Source organism: Meridianimarinicoccus aquatilis, assembly GCF_004358675.1.
GTDB lineage: Bacteria > Pseudomonadota > Alphaproteobacteria > Rhodobacterales > Rhodobacteraceae > Meridianimarinicoccus > Meridianimarinicoccus aquatilis.
The window spans coordinates 1-18,283 of the sequence record NZ_SMZO01000063.1 but is presented as its reverse complement, the minus strand read 5'-3'; the positions used below and the strand labels follow the sequence as shown (position 1 = coordinate 18,283).

The 18,283-nt window shown below is 54.6% G+C and carries 21 protein-coding genes; 6 read left to right on the top strand and 15 right to left on the bottom strand.

Annotation, left to right across the window (positions count from 1 at the left end; translation table 11 throughout):
- Together E2L05_RS17815 and E2L05_RS17810 are read right to left on the bottom strand one after the other, a co-directional pair.
- Window positions 1-448, bottom strand: a 448-nt coding sequence (locus E2L05_RS17815) for a MerR family transcriptional regulator (protein ID WP_394346566.1), incomplete at its 3' end; no start/stop codon positions are given.
- Between the two features lie 315 nt (window positions 449-763).
- Complete coding sequence (locus tag E2L05_RS17810) at window positions 764-1,513, bottom strand: DNA-binding protein (RefSeq protein WP_133344156.1); 750 nt, start codon at window positions 1,511-1,513, stop codon at window positions 764-766.
- 263 nt (window positions 1,514-1,776) lie between these two features.
- On the opposite strand from E2L05_RS17810, the gene E2L05_RS17805 reads away from it, so the two are divergent.
- Window positions 1,777-2,424 carry a recombinase family protein gene (locus E2L05_RS17805; protein ID WP_243722045.1) on the top strand — a complete coding sequence of 216 codons (648 nt, stop codon included), beginning with the start codon at window positions 1,777-1,779 and terminating at the stop codon, window positions 2,422-2,424.
- Window positions 2,425-2,618: 194 nt separating this feature from the next.
- On the opposite strand, the gene E2L05_RS17800 is transcribed toward E2L05_RS17805, so the two are convergent.
- The 10 genes from E2L05_RS17800 to E2L05_RS17755 form a co-directional block, all read right to left on the bottom strand.
- Window positions 2,619-3,671: a hypothetical protein gene (locus tag E2L05_RS17800; protein ID WP_133344155.1), complete on the bottom strand. Its 1,053-nt coding sequence runs from the start codon at window positions 3,669-3,671 to the stop codon at window positions 2,619-2,621.
- 450 nt (window positions 3,672-4,121) lie between these two features.
- Window positions 4,122-4,973, bottom strand: coding sequence for a leucine-rich repeat domain-containing protein (locus E2L05_RS17795; protein ID WP_133344154.1), 852 nt, complete (start codon window positions 4,971-4,973; stop codon window positions 4,122-4,124).
- A gap of 61 nt (window positions 4,974-5,034) precedes the next feature.
- The gene (locus E2L05_RS17790; RefSeq protein ID WP_133344153.1) at window positions 5,035-5,769 is read right to left on the bottom strand and encodes a sel1 repeat family protein; all 735 of its coding nucleotides are present in this window, start codon (window positions 5,767-5,769) and stop codon (window positions 5,035-5,037) included.
- A gap of 96 nt (window positions 5,770-5,865) precedes the next feature.
- Complete coding sequence (locus E2L05_RS20860; protein ID WP_165971802.1) at window positions 5,866-6,255, bottom strand: hypothetical protein; 390 nt, start codon at window positions 6,253-6,255, stop codon at window positions 5,866-5,868.
- Window positions 6,256-6,327: 72 nt separating this feature from the next.
- Entirely contained in the window at window positions 6,328-6,807 is a 480-nt protein-coding gene (locus E2L05_RS17785; RefSeq protein ID WP_133344152.1) for a hypothetical protein, read from the bottom strand.
- A gap of 1 nt (window position 6,808) precedes the next feature.
- Window positions 6,809-7,267, bottom strand: coding sequence for an HIRAN domain-containing protein (locus E2L05_RS17780; protein ID WP_133344151.1), 459 nt, complete (start codon window positions 7,265-7,267; stop codon window positions 6,809-6,811).
- A gap of 354 nt (window positions 7,268-7,621) precedes the next feature.
- Window positions 7,622-8,776 carry a helix-turn-helix domain-containing protein gene (locus tag E2L05_RS17775; protein WP_133344150.1) on the bottom strand — a complete coding sequence of 385 codons (1,155 nt, stop codon included), beginning with the start codon at window positions 8,774-8,776 and terminating at the stop codon, window positions 7,622-7,624.
- 715 nt (window positions 8,777-9,491) lie between these two features.
- On the bottom strand, window positions 9,492-10,694 hold the full coding sequence (locus E2L05_RS17765; protein WP_133344149.1) for a nucleotidyltransferase domain-containing protein: 1,203 nt from the start codon (window positions 10,692-10,694) through the stop codon (window positions 9,492-9,494).
- On the bottom strand, window positions 10,691-11,716 hold the full coding sequence (locus E2L05_RS17760) for a CBASS cGAMP-activated phospholipase (protein ID WP_133344148.1): 1,026 nt from the start codon (window positions 11,714-11,716) through the stop codon (window positions 10,691-10,693). The genes E2L05_RS17765 and E2L05_RS17760 overlap by 4 nt, the downstream gene beginning before the upstream one ends.
- A gap of 24 nt (window positions 11,717-11,740) precedes the next feature.
- Entirely contained in the window at window positions 11,741-11,965 is a 225-nt protein-coding gene (locus E2L05_RS17755) for a DUF2188 domain-containing protein (protein WP_133344147.1), read from the bottom strand.
- A 107-nt stretch (window positions 11,966-12,072) separates the two neighbouring features.
- On the opposite strand from E2L05_RS17755, the gene E2L05_RS17750 reads away from it, so the two are divergent.
- Together E2L05_RS17750 and E2L05_RS17745 are read left to right on the top strand one after the other, a co-directional pair.
- Window positions 12,073-13,152, top strand: a complete 1,080-nt coding sequence (locus E2L05_RS17750; protein WP_133344146.1) for a helix-turn-helix domain-containing protein — start codon at window positions 12,073-12,075, stop codon at window positions 13,150-13,152.
- Entirely contained in the window at window positions 13,149-13,658 is a 510-nt protein-coding gene (locus tag E2L05_RS17745) for a type II toxin-antitoxin system VapC family toxin (protein ID WP_133344145.1), read from the top strand. Before E2L05_RS17750 ends, E2L05_RS17745 begins: the two co-directional genes overlap by 4 nt.
- A gap of 525 nt (window positions 13,659-14,183) precedes the next feature.
- On the opposite strand, the gene E2L05_RS17740 is transcribed toward E2L05_RS17745, so the two are convergent.
- From E2L05_RS17740 to E2L05_RS17730, 3 genes are read right to left on the bottom strand one after another with little or no spacing between them, the layout of a single operon-like run.
- The gene (locus tag E2L05_RS17740; RefSeq protein WP_133344144.1) at window positions 14,184-14,738 is read right to left on the bottom strand and encodes a hypothetical protein; all 555 of its coding nucleotides are present in this window, start codon (window positions 14,736-14,738) and stop codon (window positions 14,184-14,186) included.
- Complete coding sequence (locus E2L05_RS17735; RefSeq protein WP_133344143.1) at window positions 14,728-15,042, bottom strand: hypothetical protein; 315 nt, start codon at window positions 15,040-15,042, stop codon at window positions 14,728-14,730. Before E2L05_RS17735 ends, E2L05_RS17740 begins: the two co-directional genes overlap by 11 nt.
- Window positions 15,020-15,712, bottom strand: coding sequence for a hypothetical protein (locus E2L05_RS17730; protein ID WP_133344142.1), 693 nt, complete (start codon window positions 15,710-15,712; stop codon window positions 15,020-15,022). Before E2L05_RS17730 ends, E2L05_RS17735 begins: the two co-directional genes overlap by 23 nt.
- 177 nt (window positions 15,713-15,889) lie before the next feature.
- Here E2L05_RS17730 and tnpA point away from each other — a divergent pair, with 177 nt between their 5' ends.
- The 3 genes from tnpA to tnpC form a co-directional block, all read left to right on the top strand.
- Entirely contained in the window at window positions 15,890-16,258 is a 369-nt protein-coding gene (tnpA, locus tag E2L05_RS17725) for an IS66-like element accessory protein TnpA (RefSeq protein WP_133340995.1), read from the top strand.
- Entirely contained in the window at window positions 16,255-16,602 is a 348-nt protein-coding gene (gene tnpB / locus E2L05_RS17720; protein WP_099828201.1) for an IS66 family insertion sequence element accessory protein TnpB, read from the top strand. The genes tnpA and tnpB overlap by 4 nt, the downstream gene beginning before the upstream one ends.
- A 62-nt stretch (window positions 16,603-16,664) precedes the next feature.
- Window positions 16,665-18,283, top strand: a 1,619-nt coding sequence (gene tnpC, locus E2L05_RS17715; RefSeq protein WP_133340996.1) for an IS66 family transposase, incomplete at its 3' end; no start/stop codon positions are given.

The window sequence follows — 18,283 nt, the reverse complement described above, 5'->3', positions numbered from 1 at the left end:
GCTTGACCCGTTCGCCTCCAATGTTGGCCCAGTCTTCGCTCCAGTCGAACTGGAACGCCTCGCCGGGCTGAAACACCAAGGGAACGTAGGTGCCGCGTCCCGTCGTTTGTGCAGCCCGATGCCGATCCGCACGCCAAGCGCGGGCAAAAGCCGCCACGCGACCATAGGAGCCATCATAGCCAAGCTTCACCAAATCAGCATGCATCTGCTTCACCGTCCGCCGTTCCTTGCGCGGTTTGCGTGTCTGCGCCAGCAGCCAGGCAGACAGACGATCCGCATAAGGGTCCAGCTTGCTCGGCCGTGATGGCGTCTTGAACTTCGGCTCAACCGCGCCCTCGCGCAGGTACTTTCTGATGGTGTTGCGAGACAGCCCCGTGCGCCGCGAAATCTCGCGGATTGGCATTTTGTCACGCAATGCCCAGCGTCGGATAATACTCAAAAATCCCATGTCGATCACTCCATATCTCCCCGACCAAATCCGTCGGGGTAGCGTGTTCACATGGGTCAGTTCTCAGTGAAAATTTGGGGGGCTACCGGGTCACTTCTCAGCAGAAATCAACAGGATTGATTCCAAAGTGCTCGAAAGTCGGGGTATCCTCGAACATAAATGAGCCTGAGTTTGTGACCTGGTTTCGGATCGGTAGCTTCTCTCGCAATGCCATACGTCTGATGATGTTTAAAAGTCCCATGTGGATCTGGTGCTTGAGGGCGAGGTTTATGTTTCAACGGCTTATGGATCAGCCTCTGATATGGGCAACAGCCCCTAAGGTTTATCTTTTGGGCGGGGCAGGTCGATCATGGGCGCAAGGCGCTGCTCTAATGCGTCCATACGAGACCATGCTTGGTCAGCCCGATCTTCTGCCTTTTTGACGGCTGCATCTGACGCGACTTGTTGATCCCGTGCCGTCTTTTGCAGGGCTTCGATCTCTGACTTGAGGGCTTTCTGTGTAGCGTCGTCGTCTTTGATCTTCTGGGAGAGCGTCTGGATTTCCCCTGCCTGATCTTCAGATTGTGCGGTCACGCGTTGCAATTCGTCTTCTAATTTATCGGCACGCGTGGACTCTTCCTGCGCCTCCGTTGCCAGGCCATCGTTCTCTGCGCTGATGGCGTCAATCGTAGCTGTCATCTGTGCGACCTTATTTTCGTGCAGATCCCGCTCGTCGGCTCTGATCCGATCGGATTTTTTGCGTTCATCTGCGACCGCACGGTCAATCTCGTCGGTGACTGCTGTGCGCATGGCTTTTAACGCTTCTGCTATGCTGGTCAGACCTTCATCTATGATCGAAGCACGATCCTCGACAACTTCGTTGGCGAAGGCTTCGACATCACCTTCTTCTTCTTGCTTCGTTGCACGCCATGCGTTGATCACTTTAGTGAAGGTGGAGAGAGATCCGCCAACATTCATGTGTTCATGGACAGCCTTGGCATAGACCGTTTGCCAGCCTTTCTCTGCTGCTAAGTAGTCTGCTGCTTCAATTATCTGTTCGTCTGTTGCTGCGCGTGGTCGTGCCATTTCATCTATCCAATCGTAATACTGTATCGTATTTAATAAGTAATACGAATATATGTTACGATACGTTACTAATCAAACGTGATTGGCCACTTAAGTTTGAGCTTTTGACTGTTTGTGTGGATAACCACCTGATGACTCACTTTAATCACGTGCAAACAGATCTAGAGCAGACGATCGAAGGAATCCCACTGGAGAGCAGGGGGGGGGCGAAAGCGTCACATTTGGGCACACCCGCAGGTGACAGCCGGATGTGACAAGGCTGGATGTCACATATGGGTGGCGCGGCGGACGTTGTGACAGTATCAGGGTATCAGCCACCCCAATGTGACGGATTGACCATGCCCCGGATCGGATACGCCCGCGTCAGCACGGCGGGCCAGGACCTTGAAATCCAGAAAGCCAAGCTGAAGGCGGCGGGCTGCGAGATCGTCCGTGCCGAGACCGGTTCCGGCGCATCCCGAGACAACCGCACGGAACTGGCGACCGTGCTGGAGTTTCTGCGCGCGGGCGACGAACTGGTCGTGCATCGCCTCGATCGTCTCGGCCGATCGACACGAGATGTTCTGAATCTGGTTCATGAGCTGGATGCCAAGGGAGCCTCGCTGCGTGTCCTTGAGCCGGAAGTGACGACCGCAGGCGACATGGGCCGCATGGTCATCACCGTTCTCGGTATGGTGGCGGACATGGAACTGAAGTTCATCCGCGACCGTCAGCGGGCCGGGATCGAAGCAGCGAAGGGAAAGGGACTCTACAAGGGGCGGCAGAAGCGGGTGGACGATGTAGAAATCCGTAGGCTGGCATCAGAGGGCGTGTCGAAGGCCAAGATCGCCCGCGACCTCGGCGTGTCACGCATGACAGTCTATCGGGCCCTGGAGGCCAACGCACATGATACGGACACTCGATCTGGCTGAAGCGAGCAACCGCAGTGCGGACGAAGTGTGCCTTCACAGCACTTGCATCAATGTCCAGTTCGGCGACCCGATCAACAAACGGTGAGTTAAGACCAATCTGACAACTTCAGGCGGCACTTAGATTTTGCTATTTGACCTCAAGTGAAGGGTGACATCTGCGTCTGGAAGTTGCGGTTTTCTGGGTATTTCGGACATTAAAGTTCTGCGAATGAATTGTATGGCATATCCAAATATAAACTGCCGTCTTGGAGGCTCGTGAAGACCCCGTATTGATTCAGTAATTCATCAAGAACCGCTTCCAAAGGGTCATAGACTGTCATGTCCGTCCATTCTTTCATGAGAAAGAATGGTTGGACTGCATCTCTGCATGCACCCAATAACCATCCTTTTGGAAGCGCCGACAACGCTTCTAAACGATTTGCATACTCTTTGGCTAACTCAGGATGTTTATCCGCATCTGACGCAATGTAATCGGCATGACCCAAGCCATACCCAATTGCTTGGAAGAGAAAACGTAAACGGTCACGGGCGATTGTCCAGAACCGCTCAACATCACCATGAGTGCGATAAGCCCGCCTTGCAGAAGTGATCTGATCGTCCACATCGCGCATGGCACTTTCAAGCATGTCGAGCAGTGTTAGTCCGGATTCTGGTGCAATATGGGCCGACTGACGCTGCGCTGAATATTCAGATTGGCATGGATTTACGATAAGCTGCATGGCGGCATCTCGCCCATCACGCGCTTTTGCAGCCTGCCAGCCACCTGGGAAGGTTTTGTCAAAAATACGCTGATCTTCAACATGAATCATTTCGTGCAAAAAGGTTTGGAGTGCCAGCTTATGATCAGGATGGTCTACATCGTTGATATTTCTTACTAACCCCGTCCAGATGACGACCGTATTCCAAAGGTCTCCATCTTTTTTGATGGAAACCGACATTGCGCCACCTTCGCCATATTCGTTTTTTGTTCGGTCAGCAGCGGGCATGGCATCACCAACATCAACTGATGCCAACGCTTCTGGGTAATTCATGCCAATAACAACGGATGAGAGTCGGCTCAAATCATGATAACGCGAAATTTCCTTTGCCAATTCCATGATATGCTCGCCAAAAGTTCGTGCTTCGGCTTCGTTATCGTTCTCCCAGCCTTGTATTTGAACATGAAAGCTGTTGGGAATGGTTCGTTGAGGAAGATCCTCTGCGCTTGTGTCGTTTTGATTATTCACTTCGGCCAATTCGAATTCCATATTCTTTTCGATCTACTATCGGCCGCATCATACCGCGGTAGGCTCGCTCTGACACGTCTCGAATGGACGGTTTGCTACTTGATGCTTCCAGAAACCCGGCAAAGTAGGCTCTTCGGTCGCCTTCACTGAGCCCCTTGTCACATCCCTCTGAACGCATTTATGAAATTTTACCCAGGTCTCCTGCAATTGTAACGCAAAAGGCCCCATCAGTGACACACAAGTCGGACCACCTATATGAGACGGTGTATCTTCAACATTCGTTGATTGTAGCGGCTCAAAGCGAGCCTTCCGTTAAGCGATCCCCTTACGGACACCCAGCTTCATACGCCTTCAACAACTTTTTCAGCTCAGAATGAGGTTTGTGGTGGCGAAAAAAGGGCAGGGGGCACACCGTCAATAAGCGAGGGTTTTTGGAAAGCCCCATAGTAGAAATATCTCCAACTTTTGACTTTAATATTTCACATCAATGCTGCGAACCAAAGTGTGTAACGCTGTAAGGCTTGCGTCTGAAAGCGGAGTGTCAATCGCGCGCATCATATCGATAGAGGTCTTCTGTTTTCGGATGTCGAGTTTGGTAAGGGATGGCATACGAGCGATATCGGGCGTGACATGAACCAGTTTGTTGCCACTCAGATCGATCGCATAGGTATGCGCAAGCCCATGAATGCCATCTTCAACACGAGTGATGTGGTTATCCTCGAGGTCGAGCCTCTGCAGGGATGCGCACTGATAAATTTCAGTCGGAATCGATGTGATCTTGTTGCTGGTAATTGCGATCCCTTGAAGTAAGGGGAGCTTCGAAATCTCGGCCGGGATCTCCGTGATCCCGTGGTCTTCCCTCACCAACAAGAAGCGCAGATTGTTGAGACCGCGAATGTTTCTGGGAACGCCCGCTTGTTTGTAGAAAGTTGCGTCCCATCGTTGGAGTTGCGGTAAATCATGATCATTTGCCCACTCAATGATGCGGCTGAAATTACGTGAGGTATCAGCTGCGCGCTCGTTCAAGGCGCTACTACTACGATGCATTTTTTTATTGATTGCGGTGTAGTCGCCGCTCTTGGCGGCATTGACGAGTGCCGTTGAACTCACCCCCGCCATAGAAGTAATTGTATATGACAGATTGATGGCTTCTTGGACATCGAATGCTACATCAAGGGGTAGCCCCATATTCCAACCGCCAGCTACATTTTCAAACCATTCCAGACATTTGGAATTATCCATCAGTGCGCTGAACTGTTCGATCAGGGGGTGTGTTTCACAGTTGGATTTCGTTTTCGAGAAGGGCCACATATCTTCACTCACCGTAAATTGTCAGAACTGGCCGAGTGGCCTGTCTTTGGTTGATTGTCTTTGCACAAATGGACTACTTGAAGAATGTGTCTAACCCGCGAAGGGGTTCTGCGTGCTGCCCGTAAGGTGATTTCAGAATGATATATCCAACGATTGAGCACCGGGCCATTACAATGAAGTTCTGGTCATAGCCAATCTGCCCCATTGCCACGGCGAGATCATTCAGTCCGTCCGTTACTTGATCAGCCGCGGATCCTTCTGACAGGCGATTCAACCCACCTTCATAAAACGAACGGTCAATCCCCATTCGCTCGATGAATGCGTGAATGAACTTCCAATCGCTCGATGCGGCGCCGTCCAATTCATACGCGATGACGTCATTTGTCGCTCCGTATTTCTTGCATGTCACATCAAAGAACCTGGCAGCACAGATCATCACAGATGACTGCAGAAACGTGCCATTCTTCCCTTGTTTCAGCGCCATATCGATCAGGTTTTCTGTTCCGAAACCACCACGGTCGGCAGCCTCAAGAAGCCACAAAGATTCTTGAGCTTTAGGGTGGCCAGCCGCCGCAGCCTTATACCAGCAGTCTGCTGCCGCATCAAAATCATAAGGGCTTACGGCACCACTGCCCCATAAGATTGAAAGATTGTAGAATGCGGAAGCATGGCCACCTTCAGCAGCTTTCACCAAGTGCCGACTGGCTGCATTCATGTCGCCTCGTTGGAGATGCCTCACGCCAGTGACGTATTCGTCTTCAACACCCGCGTTTTCACTCTTGAAAAAAGGTTTTCGAAATAGAGCCATATTGGTCTCCCACGCTGTTTTTATAGCTGATATAAATTGTAATTTTGACTTCTCTGAGACGTTAACGAACCATTATCAAGATGGTGCCGTGAGACATCAAAACGGTATGTCATCGTCAATTGAAGGTGTTGATTCCCTGCTGTCGGGTGCCACTTTGCGTTCTGATCCACCCAGCGGCTGCCCTTCAGTGAAGTAAATTTGATATCCTTGATCATTGCGGCTGCGCACGTGCGGGCGGGCGTTCGAACTGTCCCACGCCGAAAGCTCATCGTATGAGCTGAAATGTGGACCCTGCGTATATCCCTTCGCGGCCATAGCAGCCGACCAACTGTCAGTGTGCCGCGGTTCTTTGGAAACAGTGTGTGATGATGCGCCGTTCCAATTCGCCTTTTCACTCCGGCTTGAGCGTTCATACTCGCGCGAATAGCCGTCAATGATATCTACAGCGTCTGCGCCGGCACCGAATACGTCTTGAAAATCGCCCATACTACAACCTCTTGTTTAGAAACAGGAATGAGAATTTAGTTAGCTTCGAAAAATGGCTTTTCTTAGTCGATATCAACGCTCAATCAGTTCACCGTCCGGCTCCAGGTAAATGCCATCCGAGAGATACATCGCCTCACCATCCGTGTGGAAAATGTCGTTATAGAGGTCGCGCATGTCATTGCTGGCATTAAAGCTCAGAGTGGCACCCATCTCCCCGGCAAGCAGCGCAAAAAAACGAACACAATCGTCCTCTGAACCCTTCCCTGTGATTTCTCCAAATGCTCGGCCAAGGCTATCTCGCCTGATTTCCAAATCGCGATCAGAACCGGCGGACTTGATGAGAGCTACTTTCATCGCCGAGATCAGGGCCCCCTGATCCGGATAAACGGGCACGCCCCCATCATCTCCAACCGTTGCGGTTTTGATGGCTCCGCCACTCAGTCCGTAGCTCGATCCACAGGTCAAGCGAAGTAGGGTAAATCCCTCAACGTCGGCCCTATACTGCGCAGGAGAGTGATGAAATTTCTGCGATGCTATAATTTTGATGTTCATATTAACCTCTGCTTTCTAATGAATTTTGTTGCCCGAAGCTTACTGGCCCCATCATGCTCCCAGGCAGGCACTCTGAAACCAGCACAGCCCACACAGACCAACCAGCACCGTCACCGGGGTTCATTGCGTAGCAGCGAATGGCGCGGCCAGCATCGAGCAACGGCGCAATTTGCCTGGCGGGATCTCTTGGCAAGTGCCCCAGAAGCAGCCGACCATTTCGCCAACGTATCTCTACAGCATTCCCATCGTATGGATTGTCTGGTTGGCGCACCAACTGGAGGCGATCACCGCGCTTCGGGCGAATTCGTCCGATCAACTCGTCGACTGTATCGTAGTCATAGTATTGAAGCCCCGCTATCGGCAGGCAGACATAGGGCAGGTCAGGACCTTCGCCGAAGTCCTTCAAGTTTAGAACATTAACTTCGTCGGCAACCGTGTCTTCAATTTTGGAATAGATCATGATCTCGGCTCCTTTGTGCCCTGCGCCAACTATCACCGTTGTGGCGCACCTGTTTTCTGCCAAAGCTTCTCCGTCTTTCGGGGCTTCCTCGGTAGCAGGTCACGACGGCACCATCGGCGCTCACAATTGCACGCAACTTCGTGGCAGATTTGAGGGCACGAGCGTCATAACCTTCTGTTTTGAGCTGCTTCACAGTGCGATCCAGAAGGCGATACCTTTCGCAACCACCGCCAGCGTCGGATCGGGATCCGTGGACCAAAAGGATATCCAAACTCCGGCTCTGGATTCCGCGCTGCGCCATACGGGTAATGGCATGATCGCTGAGCAAGAACGTGTTTTGGTGGGATAGCTGGTTCATTGCCCGCCCTCCTCGAACTCTGCTTTGGCCTTCCGACGATGGCTCTCCAACTGTTTAAAGCGCTGATAGATCGGGTCGGACATCGCAAAGTGAAGCTCCTTAGGAAATTCCGTCTTCTTTGCCTGATACTCGGGCAGCGTATCTTCATTGATATGCCGATCTTCCCTGTAGGGCTCTTTCCAACAAAGCTCTTTCAAGCCCTCGTCATAATATGACGGATACCAGCCATCCTCATGACAGTGGTCCTTGACGATCCGGTCATATTCCCGTGCGAGCTCGGGATAACGGTTCGCATAAAAGGCGCGCCAAGCCTCGAGCTTTACAAGGCCTGCATCGCGATTTTTCGAAACCTCTTTGTTGTATAAATCATCAGCTCTCGACAGTTCTTTGCGCAGCACGCGAACAAAGGATTCGGCGCCTTGGTCCTCATTGGCTTTGTGATCCGCGAGGCATTTCGAAAGACGAACGTGACCTTTGATTAGAGCTTCTGCAAGCTCGTTGTCCCCGCCAGTTAGCTCGACGAGCTTGTCCAAGTCCGGAATGAACCCTACGGCTGTTGGCGCCTCTTCTGGGGCGGGCTTTGCAAGGTGTTCTGCGTTCACGTTTTCTTGGATGTCATGGCACAACCGCTGGATCGCCACATAGAAGAGGTTGCGTGAATACTCTCCCTTCAGACCGAAACACTTTCTGTTTTGACTGGCTCGGTCATCAATCCCCCAAGCGTCTTGAGCTTCTGGACTCCCTTGCCTCGCGTCAATCAGACCAAGACGTGCTGCTTGCGCATCATCCTCACTGGGGACCCGCAGGGCATGCCCCGCGACGATCGAGAACAAGACCGGGGCCAACTCCATGATGTCCTTCTGGGAAACACCGTAGCGGAGCCCCATCAGTTCATAGGCATTGTGCGCCGCGATGGACACGCGAGCGTGAACCGCGACCTCACCCTCACCTGTAAAGCTCGGGTCGAATTCTTGCGGCGTGCAACCCAACGCGTTCGCGAGCGCCGTTAGATTTTCCTCCGAGGGTTTATTCTCACCGCTGACCCAACGGCTCATGGTGCGTTTGTCTCTATTAACCTCTTTGGCAAGGGCCGCTTGGGTCTTACCTGCTGCCTTGCGTTTCGTTTCGAGGAGCTTTGCATCGAATGCCATCTGTATGTTCCCTGTGTTGTCTTACCAAGGAGTAACATGACGAAAACCTATATAGATAGATGGCATCTATCGTCCATATTCCACCCTAAAAGCCCCAAATTTACGCTAAAAATCTATAGGGAGACTGAAGCTATGGACATTAAAATAGACATTTATACCATTGCCGTGGTGATTCACTGCGAATCGCGCCGATTATCCACCCCTTGAGCTGCCACCTCAGGCATGCGGATTTCCTCACAGCTCTCTTACGGCCTCGCAACCGCACGTCGCAGTGCGCGATTTCCAGGATCCTCCGGCTCCTCTCCCGGATGCCTGCCGCCCCCCTTCCAATCATCGTTCGAAAGCCAATCCTCGAAGTAAAAAAGCCACGTGTGGGTCCACGGAATAATGGTCTGGTCGATCCGCTTTGTTGCATCCCAGTCTTTAGCTCCTGGAAGATGGAGGCAAAGCCGTAATGGGTTGGTATAGACATGGGGCAGCGGTCGACCCTGTGCCAAAAGTTCGAGATCAGGGTCGCTGATCCGGACAGTCGGTGCCTTTCCAAGGGAGTAGGCAATATCTGCCTGATAAGAGCGTGCCAACGGTGTAGGTTGAACGGGGGTATGCCATGTCAGTCTGTTTTCACGCACAGTGCCAGCCCCGCCCACAGCCGGATTGGCACGCATAAACAGCAGCTGCTGCGACAAAGTCAGGTCCTGCTTTCCGCCCCGTCCTCTCATTGATCGCCGAAGAAGGTGTTCGCCGGGACGGCCGTTGATGCGGCGGCCTTCGACGTCGTGAGGCCGATCAGGGGCGCGACGGAAAGCAGGCCGGATTTACGGCCATCCGACACCGCATCAACGCGATTGCCAAGAACCCGTCCGGTGACGCCGGAACCGAATGAACGCTCCATGTTCAGGGACAGGCGATCCTGACCGACAGCATCACGAAGCGCCTCGAAGTCAGACAACGCCTGCGCATGCCACGTGTAGAACGCCGGTGCTCGGCGTTCATCCTTGTTCCAGTTGTCCGCGAAATTTTCCCCATGGGTCGTCTCGTTCAGGATGGCATAGCCCTGCCGACCGTCCAGAATAGGACGCTCGATGAAATGCGGCATCATCCGGATCGTTTCGACCAGAACATCCATTTCGTCCTCGAACACGTGCCGCCGCACGCAATACGCATAGGCCTGCATTGCGAGCGTGGTGACAATGACGGAAATCGGGGCTACATCGTCGGTGTTATTCTCGTAGAAGACGTCCCGATGCCGCTTGAGCAGCTGCACGATGCGGCGAAGGATGCCCTTCGCCGTTTCGCGAACGGGGAAAGGTTCAACCGTCGCTTCATCGCGCTGCATGGCAACGTGTTTGCGCACGAAGGTGGGCCGGAGCGCGGCACGTTCATCGAACAGTGTCTTGTAGGCCCGCGGGTTCGTTGGATGCCACTCCTGCAGCGTCCGGTCCGGAACCAGTTCGCCCCGGTTGACGCAGAATGGATTTGCGATGGTCGGGGACAGGTCGAGGTGGAAATCCCCCGCGTAGTTGAGGCGCCAGCACCGCTTCTTTTCTTCGAGAAGCCGAGCGTAGGTGGCGTGTTCCTTCAGCCGGTTGCCGACCGCCTCTTTCAGAACTGCTGGAGAAATGCCGGACGCGACACCCGCACAGAAGCAGATCAGATCGACATCGAATTCCCGCCGGCCGATCGGCTTCACGGCCGTCCCGAGCGCGCTGGACCCCTGAAGATAGACCAGGACGCTGACCAGCAATGGATCGGTTGACCCGGACAACCAGTCGCCGACCGCGCCATAGCTCTGGCGCGCCCGCTCGAACTGGGTCTCGGTCAGATCCAGATCTTCGCAGATCTCGTCCAGGATCGAGAAAATCTGCGTCCGTCGCCGGATATCGCTGTCGGTCAATGGTTGTCGCAACATCTGGTTCATGCCGCATCCTCCTTGAGTTGATGGACCGGCACGAAGGCGTCGGCGGGTTCGATGAAAAAGACCGGGGTTAGGTGGGGCTTTGCTTTTCGAGCTTCTGACATACCGAGACCCTTGAGGCGCCCGATCTTCGTCGTGTCATCCAGGGAGAAGAACCCCCTTGGGACTGATGGCGAATACCGGTAGATGCGATCTCCGTCATAGGAATGTCCCGTCAGGAGCTTCGCCATGCCAAGGGCGCCGTGTGATTGCCCATCCGCGTAGAGGTTGAGGACTTTGAGGCCGAGCCCCGCAAATCCGAGACTTTCGGGCAGCATGTAGACCTCGTCCAGACACCCGAGGCTCAGAATACGCAGGTCTGACGGATGCCACCCCAGAAGAGAGATGGCCTCGACGACAGCAATAGCTGTGGGGTTGTTGGCCCATGTTCCACCGTCGGTCAGGCCAATGTCATCGACGGTGCGGTGTCGCTTGAAATACGTGGGCGCGGCGGCCGTTGCGAGAGCGGCGTCCAGTGCCGTCTTGCGGTAATCAGTCTGCAGACGCGTGTGATGCGCAGTCTTATAGATATAGGGGCTGCGGAGATCGGCATCCCATGCCGGTATCACCAACCGAGTCTGTGATTGCCCTATGAGATCGTTATTCAGAACGGCCTTGATCTCGCGGGCAAGAACGTCTGCATCGTGCTTTGGCCCGACCGCGTGCCGTCCTGTGGCGGTGAGCGCGCGCCATACCTTCCGTATTCTGCCCGGCGGCTCATCATCCGAGCCATCCTGGCCAAAAATCACAGGCCCACGATGTTCATAGAGCTCGAGTAATTCCTTTGCCGTGCGGCCAAGGCCAAGGCCCAGTGCGATGATGCCACCCGTTGATGTGCCGGCGATGAGGTCGAAGTAGCGCCCGATAGGCTCGCCCAGATCCTCCTCAAGCCCTGCGAGAAAGGCAGCAGGCATCGTGCCCTTGATCCCACCCCCGTCGATGGAGAGGATGCGACGTATCCGTCTGGGGTTCTCACTACTGCTCATCCGGATATCTACTTCCTATCCAAGTCAGCCCTTTGGCGGATGCGGATCGTTGCCATAAGTGTTGCGTTCGCGGATGCGACCATTTTCACCGTGGATCAGCATTTCACTACCCTGGCGAATGGCGGTTTCGCGTGCCGCGCCGATTGCTTCACGCTGGGTGCTGTGGACAGAAGATGCACGCTCGTTGCCAGCGCCTCTGACAGCCCACCCGCCCTCATGTGGCACAACATGTTGATTTTTCTTTGTCATTTCGGACATTTACCTCCTATTTTTATTGACGATTCGTCAACCTTGTGTTTATATATATACAAGTATAGGGCGTTTATCAACCGCCATAAAGTTGCCGGGAGAAACCCATGTTCGGACAAAGACTCAAACTTGCTCGCAAGCGGGCAGGTCTATCCATGCAAGCTCTCGCTGATCACGTGACCCCAAGCGTTTCAGCCCAGGCGATCAGCAAATATGAAGCTGAAAAAATGATGCCGTCATCGTCTGTGCTGATTGGCCTAAGTAAAGCTCTCGGTGTGTCCCTCGACTTTATGGTTGGTGGGCAAGTAGAAGCACTTGAATCCCTTGAATGGCGCAAAACCTCCAAAGCATCAGCGCGCGATCGCGCGATGGCTGAAGCCGTCGTAATAGAAAAGCTCGAAAACTACCTGGCTATCGAGGATATCCTCGACCTGCGCCCAGACGCAGATCCTTTCTCAAAACTTCGGATCGACGAGATATTGGATGATGATGAGGTCGACGAGAAAGCTCGAGAGGTCCGCGATGAGTGGAAACTCGGGATCGATCCTATTCCCAGTATGACTGCTCTCCTTGAGGACAAGGGGCTGAAAGTTATTGAGGCCGACCTCCCTGAGAGGATTAACGGTATGGCTTGTCACGTTAAACGAGCTGACGGACCGTCAACCGAAGTGATTGTGGTGGCGCGCCAAACCAACGTCGAACGTAAGCGCTTCAATCTTGCGCACGAATTGGCGCACAGAATTATCGCTGACGTTGGCAAGACTAATCTTAAGTTGGAGAAGGCGATGAACCGTTTTGCGGGTGCATTTCTGATACCTGAAGAACATCTGATTGCTGAAGCAGGGCAAAACCGGAGCGGGATGACCTATCACGAAATCATGCGGCTCAAGCATACCTATGGCGTTTCAGCTGCCGCGATGATGGTCCGGTTGGGACAAGTCGGCATCCTATCTCCATCGGCAGTCGAATATGCATTCAAGAGTTATGCGCGCAGCTGGCGCAACGTTGAGCCCGAGCAAATAGGAGAGGGTGAGGGGTTTGCCGCCTTTGAAACCCCACAACGTTTCGAACGGCTCGTCTGGCGCGCCCTCGGTGAAGAGTTGATATCACCAGTCAGGGCTGCACAGATGCTCAACGTGCCTTTAAGCATCATTGAACGTGATATCAGGGGGCCGCGTGACCATTGACCTGCGTTATTGTTAATGACGCTTCCTGCCTGATTGATCTCAGAAAGGGGCAGCTTCTACATGTGCTGCTTCGGCTGCCCTATAGGTTCATCGTCCCACTACCGATCCGCGTGGAGGAGCTTCTCGATTTCTCGCCACAGGAATGGCGTATGCTCGAGGATGGCGGACTTGCGACATACGATCTGCCTGGGGAAGAGGTTGCAGAGGTCTTCACACTGAAACGGGAACATAGCCGCCTCTCAGCGAACGACTGCTTCGCGTTGGTTACCACAACCCGTCAGGAAAACGGTATCTTGCTGACAGGTGATGCTCTACTTCGGAAAGTGGCCGCCGCACGCGAGGTGCGGGTGCATGGTGTCCTCTGGATCATCGATCAGCTACATGCGGCTGAGGTCTGCGACGCTGAGCTTTTGATCTCTGCCTTGGAGTGCTGGCGAGATGACGGCGCCGTATTTCTTCCTGGTGCAGAAATTGATAGTCGGCTCCGCCTGCTACGCAAAATATAACGCCGCACCCTACATGACGCCGAAATCTGCGGACGCTTAAGGGTGAGCAGTCACACATCCAGTGTCTGACCGAAAAAAGTTTGCAAAAAACTTTACCTTCACGGCTTCGTGAACACCTGTAACAGGAGAATTGCCGAATTTCGGCAAATATCTGGATTTATTGCCAAAAATTGGCAATTATCGCTTTGACCGTGCCTTGCGACTTTTGGGTCAGTTCCAGATCGGCGTCTTACGTCATCCGCCTGGAAATCCAGCAACCAAGGTAGAGATCATTTTAGACAGGTCTTACCCTGTCTCAGGGTAACGCTCTGCGAGGCAGGGCGTCCCAGCATATATTACGCGAAAGAGCGTTCAACCTGCCAGACGCCAACGTGGGGCGGTTACATCGATCCAGCAAGCTGGTTCGTGTAACCGCGTGGCCTGTTTTTGACAGGAAATGGCGCTCCGCGCTTCTGCCTCCGGCAGTCTCTTTTAAAGGTTTCAGGAAGCGGGTGGGGGTAGGGTCGGGTAAAAACAAGGGGTAACTCAAGGATAGCGTGGCGTAGTAAGCGGGAATACAAAGTCTTTTCCAAACGCGAGGTTTGCGGCGCGCGCCAGAAGGCGCATAGCCGTTGCGATCTGCGGCTCGCTGACGTTGGCGCTGACCCACCAGCCTGATTTGGCCTCTATGGTCTTGAGATGAGGGCTTCTAAAGTGAACATCTTGACTTCGGCGCGCTACATATCGCCGGGCATGCGTTTTCTTGTCTGCAAGTCTTTCAATAGCAGAAGGGTCAAGCTCATGGATCAGATCCACGCACCGAGCGAACAAGTCCGGAAGTGTTCCCCCTTGCACTCGTTGGCCAAGAATTTCTGCAAAAAGACCGGTGTTGTGTGGAACCGGGCTGGCCCTTTTCGAGCTTGCTATCCGAGTCGATGTCTCGGGCTTCAGAGCGGTGGGCGTCCTCTGGTGCTCTTCAAGAGCCGAACGCAATGCGCCTGTGACGCGGTTGTCCATGAGGTGCGTGAGGGCCAGCAGGCCGTGGACAAAAGGAAGCGGCAGATCGACGGACACAAGATCGGCGTTGTTTTCAGCTTCCATGACGCGGCCCTCCATTTCGGCGACGACAGTTTGACTTGCTGTTTTCTCCGTGGTGGACCGTGACCACAGAACCTTCGCAGATAACCGCGATGCTTCCTGCCAGGCGTTCGATCTGCTGAATTTTTGCCTTCAATCGCCCGATTTCGTTTTGGGCGATTTGATGTGAGACACGGTAACCGTCATAGCCACAGGGTTCGGCAAGGCTCAACAGGAGATCGATATCGGCGTTGCGAAACCCTCGCTGCTGTTTCCGCACTTCGGCGTGATCCGTCATGTGGACGTCAAGCATCGGTTTGTCCTCCATCCGCGGCGCCCTTAATAACAAGATCAAGATTTGCGAACATGGCTTGGCGTTCCTTGTGCGCAGCGCGGGTGGCATCCGAGCATCGACCACGCAAAAAGGCGACACGCTCTTCTCGTGGAATGTTGGTCAGTTCCCGTGGGTGAACGTCATTTTTGAGCAAAGCCATTCGCGCGAGGTCATCGCCTTGTGTGAGTTCCTCAATCTGGTCTTGAAACAGATCGGAAGCTGGTGATCCCAGCGAATACTCATACACATCTGGCGCAAGATCTTTCAGCATCCGTTCGAGGAAGGCCTCGAACAGATTGGTGTTGCCGGTGAACCTGACATCCCATTGGCCGTCCGAGAAAGTGGCCCCAGTGATATCACGAGCTTCAATAGCGGTTTTTTCCGTCCACAACGCCTCTTCAATTCTACCCTTGCCGTTAAACGCATCTGCCAAGTGGTCAAGCCCGTCGGGGAAGTTGTGGATCTGAGCTTCGGCATCGGCAAGGCATTTTGCCCTGTCGGCCAACTGAAGCTCGGCGACGATCATGAAAAGCGCAGTAGACATCCGTAGGATGCTATGGCCGTCCATTCCGTAACGCATCGCTGTCAAACGTAAGGCCAGCAATTCCTCGTCTGACAGCGACACCACGACGCGGTTCCAGCCAGACGGTGTATCCTTGTCCATCTTCGGAGGTTCGGACAATTCTTCACGGGAGAGTCCGAAGACTCTCTCGTATCCGCGGGCAGTATCCTCATTTATACGGTAACCGCACCATTGGCACCGCCTGCCTGACGCTGGGGCGATGATCTAAGATACGTGTTTAACGACGTCGTTAACGACGTGTCTTATGCGGGGTCATCGATGCGTGGTGAAATTCTTGGGGTCGAGCGACGGCGTTTCTGGCGTGACGAGGACAAGCTCGAGATTGTCATGTCGGTTGGGATAGACGGGGCGACGGTGACGCAGGTGGCGCAACGCCATGAGGTTACGCGGCAACAGATTTACGCCTGGCGGCATGATCTCAAGAAGAAGGGCCTGTGGACGCCCAATGCCGGGGCGCTTTTCTACCCTTTGGATATGCCAGTGTCGGCGGGGCAGCCTACGGCAGCTGATACGTCGCCACCAGTTGCAGTCGAATTGCGCTTACGGTGCGGCCATCGCCTTCATTTTGATAGCACGATAGACCCGGCCGCGCTGACGTCCTTGATCCGTGCCGTGGAAGCCGCATGATCGGCCCTGGCACCGGCGTTCGCGTGTATCTGGCCTGCGGTGTGACGGATATGCGAAAGGGGATCGCCGGGCTGGCGGCACTTGCCCAAGATGTGCTGCGTCAGAAACCCGCCAGTGGGGCGGTGTTTGCGTTCCGGGGACGGCGTGGTGACCGGCTGAAGCTGCTCTACTGGGACGGTCAGGGGTTTTGCCTCTATTACAAGGTGCTTGAGCGGGGGCGTTTCCCTTGGCCGAGCGCCAAGGATGGGGCGGTGCGGCTGACCTCTGCACAGCTCGCGATGCTCTGGGAAGGCATCGACTGGCGGCGTCCCGATTGGGGCGCTCCGCCTGCGCGGGTCGGGTGATTTTGCGACCTGATTTGCTTTATTTATATGGTGCTATAGCCTGATTTTTGGTAGTCAGGCGCATGTCGAAACCTGATGAAAATTTGCCTGATGATCCCGCTGAATTGAGGGCGATGATCGCGGCTTTGCAGGTAGAAAATGCTCGGATCGAGGCAGAGAACGCCAAGATGTCGGCGACATTGCGTGTCCATGATCAACTGGTTCAAGCGTTGCGCCTGCGGATCGCCAAGTTGCAGAAACTGGCCTTTGGCAAGTCCTCGGAAAAGGTCGAGCGCGAAATCGAGCAGCTGGAACTGGCGCTCGAAGACCTGTTGGTCGCCGTAGCGGAAAACGATGACGCGCCCATCGACGAAGGGCAGGATGAACCGTCACCGGAAGCTGCCGATGCACCCGCTTTGCGCCGCCGACCACGGGTCTCGGATACGACCCCACGCGAGCGGCGTGAACTGGACCCCGGCACCTGCTGCCCTGACTGTGGCGGCGATCTTCGCGTGGTGGGCGAGGATGTCAGCGAACTCCTCGACATGATCGCCGCGCAGATGAAGGTGATCCAGATCGCCCGGATCAAGAAGTCCTGCCGCCGCTGCGAGCGGATCGTGCAGGAACCCGCGCCAAGCCGTCCGATCCCGGGCAGTATGGCAGGCCCGAACCTGCTGGCGCATGTGCTGGTCTCGAAGTTCGACGACCACCTTCCGTTATATCGCCAGCACGAGATCTTCGCCCGCATGGGGGCGGACATCCCCGAAAGCACGCTGGTCGGCTGGTGTGGCCGCGCCATGAAGGCCCTGTCGCCGCTGATCGAGCGCATTGAGGCTGACATCATGGGCAGCGATTTGCTGCACGCAGATGATACGCCGATCCGGGTGTTGGACCGCTCCAAGAAAGACAAAGGGCTTGGCAAAGGTGTGAAGCAAGGCCGGATCTGGGCCTATGTGCGCGATCAGCGCCCATGGGCGGGTGCCGCGCCACCCGGTGCGGTCTATCGGTTCGCACCGAACTGGAAGGAAGAGCACATCCTCAGCCATCTGGCCAATGCCCGCGGCATCCTGCAGGCGGACGGCTACAAGGGCTATGCCAAGCTTTACGAGCCTGAACCCAATAGTGGGCGGCGTTTGCGAGAGGCAGCCTGTTGGGCCCATCTGCGGCGTGACTTCCATGATTTTTGGACCTCGACAAAATCCGAGATTGCCCGCGAGGCGCTCGACCGGATCGGCAAGCTTTACGACATCGAGCGCGACATTAACGGTCAACCCGCTGGTGTCCGCCATGCCGCACGTCAACAGTTGAGCCAACCAAAGGTCACGGCCTTCTTTGCTTGGTCAGAGCAACAACTCCTGCGCATTCCGGGCAAAAGCGATCTGGCCAAGGCATTCCGCTATGGCCTCAGTCGACAGGAGGCCTTCAGCCTGTTCCTGACCGATGGCCGCGTCGCTATCGACAACAATCCCGCCGAGCGCGCCTTGCGTCCAATTGGCATTGGAAGGAAAAATTGGCTATTTGCAGGGGCCGATACCGGTGCGGAAACCCTCGCTCGCGCTATGACCATCATCGAAACCGCCAAGCTCAACGGTCTCGACCCGCAGGCCTATCTCGCCGACATCCTCGACCGCATCCACGATCACAAAATCAACAGGCTCGATGAATTATTACCGTGGAATTGGGCGCCGCTGGCATCCACAAC

Bases quoted from the DNA above. Each gene is read 5' to 3' on its own strand.
- E2L05_RS17755 (WP_133344147.1), bottom strand. From the start codon at position 11,965: ATGACAAAGAAAAATCAACATGTTGTGCCACATGAGGGCGGGTGGGCT.
- E2L05_RS17750 (WP_133344146.1), top strand. From the start codon at position 12,073: ATGTTCGGACAAAGACTCAAACTTGCTCGCAAGCGGGCAGGTCTATCC.
- tnpA (WP_133340995.1), top strand. From the start codon at position 15,890: ATGCGTGGTGAAATTCTTGGGGTCGAGCGACGGCGTTTCTGGCGTGAC.
- E2L05_RS20860 (WP_165971802.1), bottom strand. From the start codon at position 6,255: ATGGGCGATTTTCAAGACGTATTCGGTGCCGGCGCAGACGCTGTAGAT.
- E2L05_RS17785 (WP_133344152.1), bottom strand. From the start codon at position 6,807: ATGAACATCAAAATTATAGCATCGCAGAAATTTCATCACTCTCCTGCG.
- E2L05_RS17805 (WP_243722045.1), top strand. From the start codon at position 1,777: ATGTCACATATGGGTGGCGCGGCGGACGTTGTGACAGTATCAGGGTAT.
- E2L05_RS17760 (WP_133344148.1), bottom strand. From the start codon at position 11,716: ATGAGCAGTAGTGAGAACCCCAGACGGATACGTCGCATCCTCTCCATC.
- E2L05_RS17775 (WP_133344150.1), bottom strand. From the start codon at position 8,776: ATGGCATTCGATGCAAAGCTCCTCGAAACGAAACGCAAGGCAGCAGGT.
- tnpB (WP_099828201.1), top strand. From the start codon at position 16,255: ATGATCGGCCCTGGCACCGGCGTTCGCGTGTATCTGGCCTGCGGTGTG.
- E2L05_RS17765 (WP_133344149.1), bottom strand. From the start codon at position 10,694: ATGAACCAGATGTTGCGACAACCATTGACCGACAGCGATATCCGGCGA.
- E2L05_RS17800 (WP_133344155.1), bottom strand. From the start codon at position 3,671: ATGGAATTCGAATTGGCCGAAGTGAATAATCAAAACGACACAAGCGCA.
- E2L05_RS17790 (WP_133344153.1), bottom strand. From the start codon at position 5,769: ATGGCTCTATTTCGAAAACCTTTTTTCAAGAGTGAAAACGCGGGTGTT.
- E2L05_RS17730 (WP_133344142.1), bottom strand. From the start codon at position 15,712: ATGGACAAGGATACACCGTCTGGCTGGAACCGCGTCGTGGTGTCGCTG.
- E2L05_RS17735 (WP_133344143.1), bottom strand. From the start codon at position 15,042: ATGGAGGACAAACCGATGCTTGACGTCCACATGACGGATCACGCCGAA.
- E2L05_RS17740 (WP_133344144.1), bottom strand. From the start codon at position 14,738: ATGGAAGCTGAAAACAACGCCGATCTTGTGTCCGTCGATCTGCCGCTT.
- E2L05_RS17780 (WP_133344151.1), bottom strand. From the start codon at position 7,267: ATGATCTATTCCAAAATTGAAGACACGGTTGCCGACGAAGTTAATGTT.
- E2L05_RS17810 (WP_133344156.1), bottom strand. From the start codon at position 1,513: ATGGCACGACCACGCGCAGCAACAGACGAACAGATAATTGAAGCAGCA.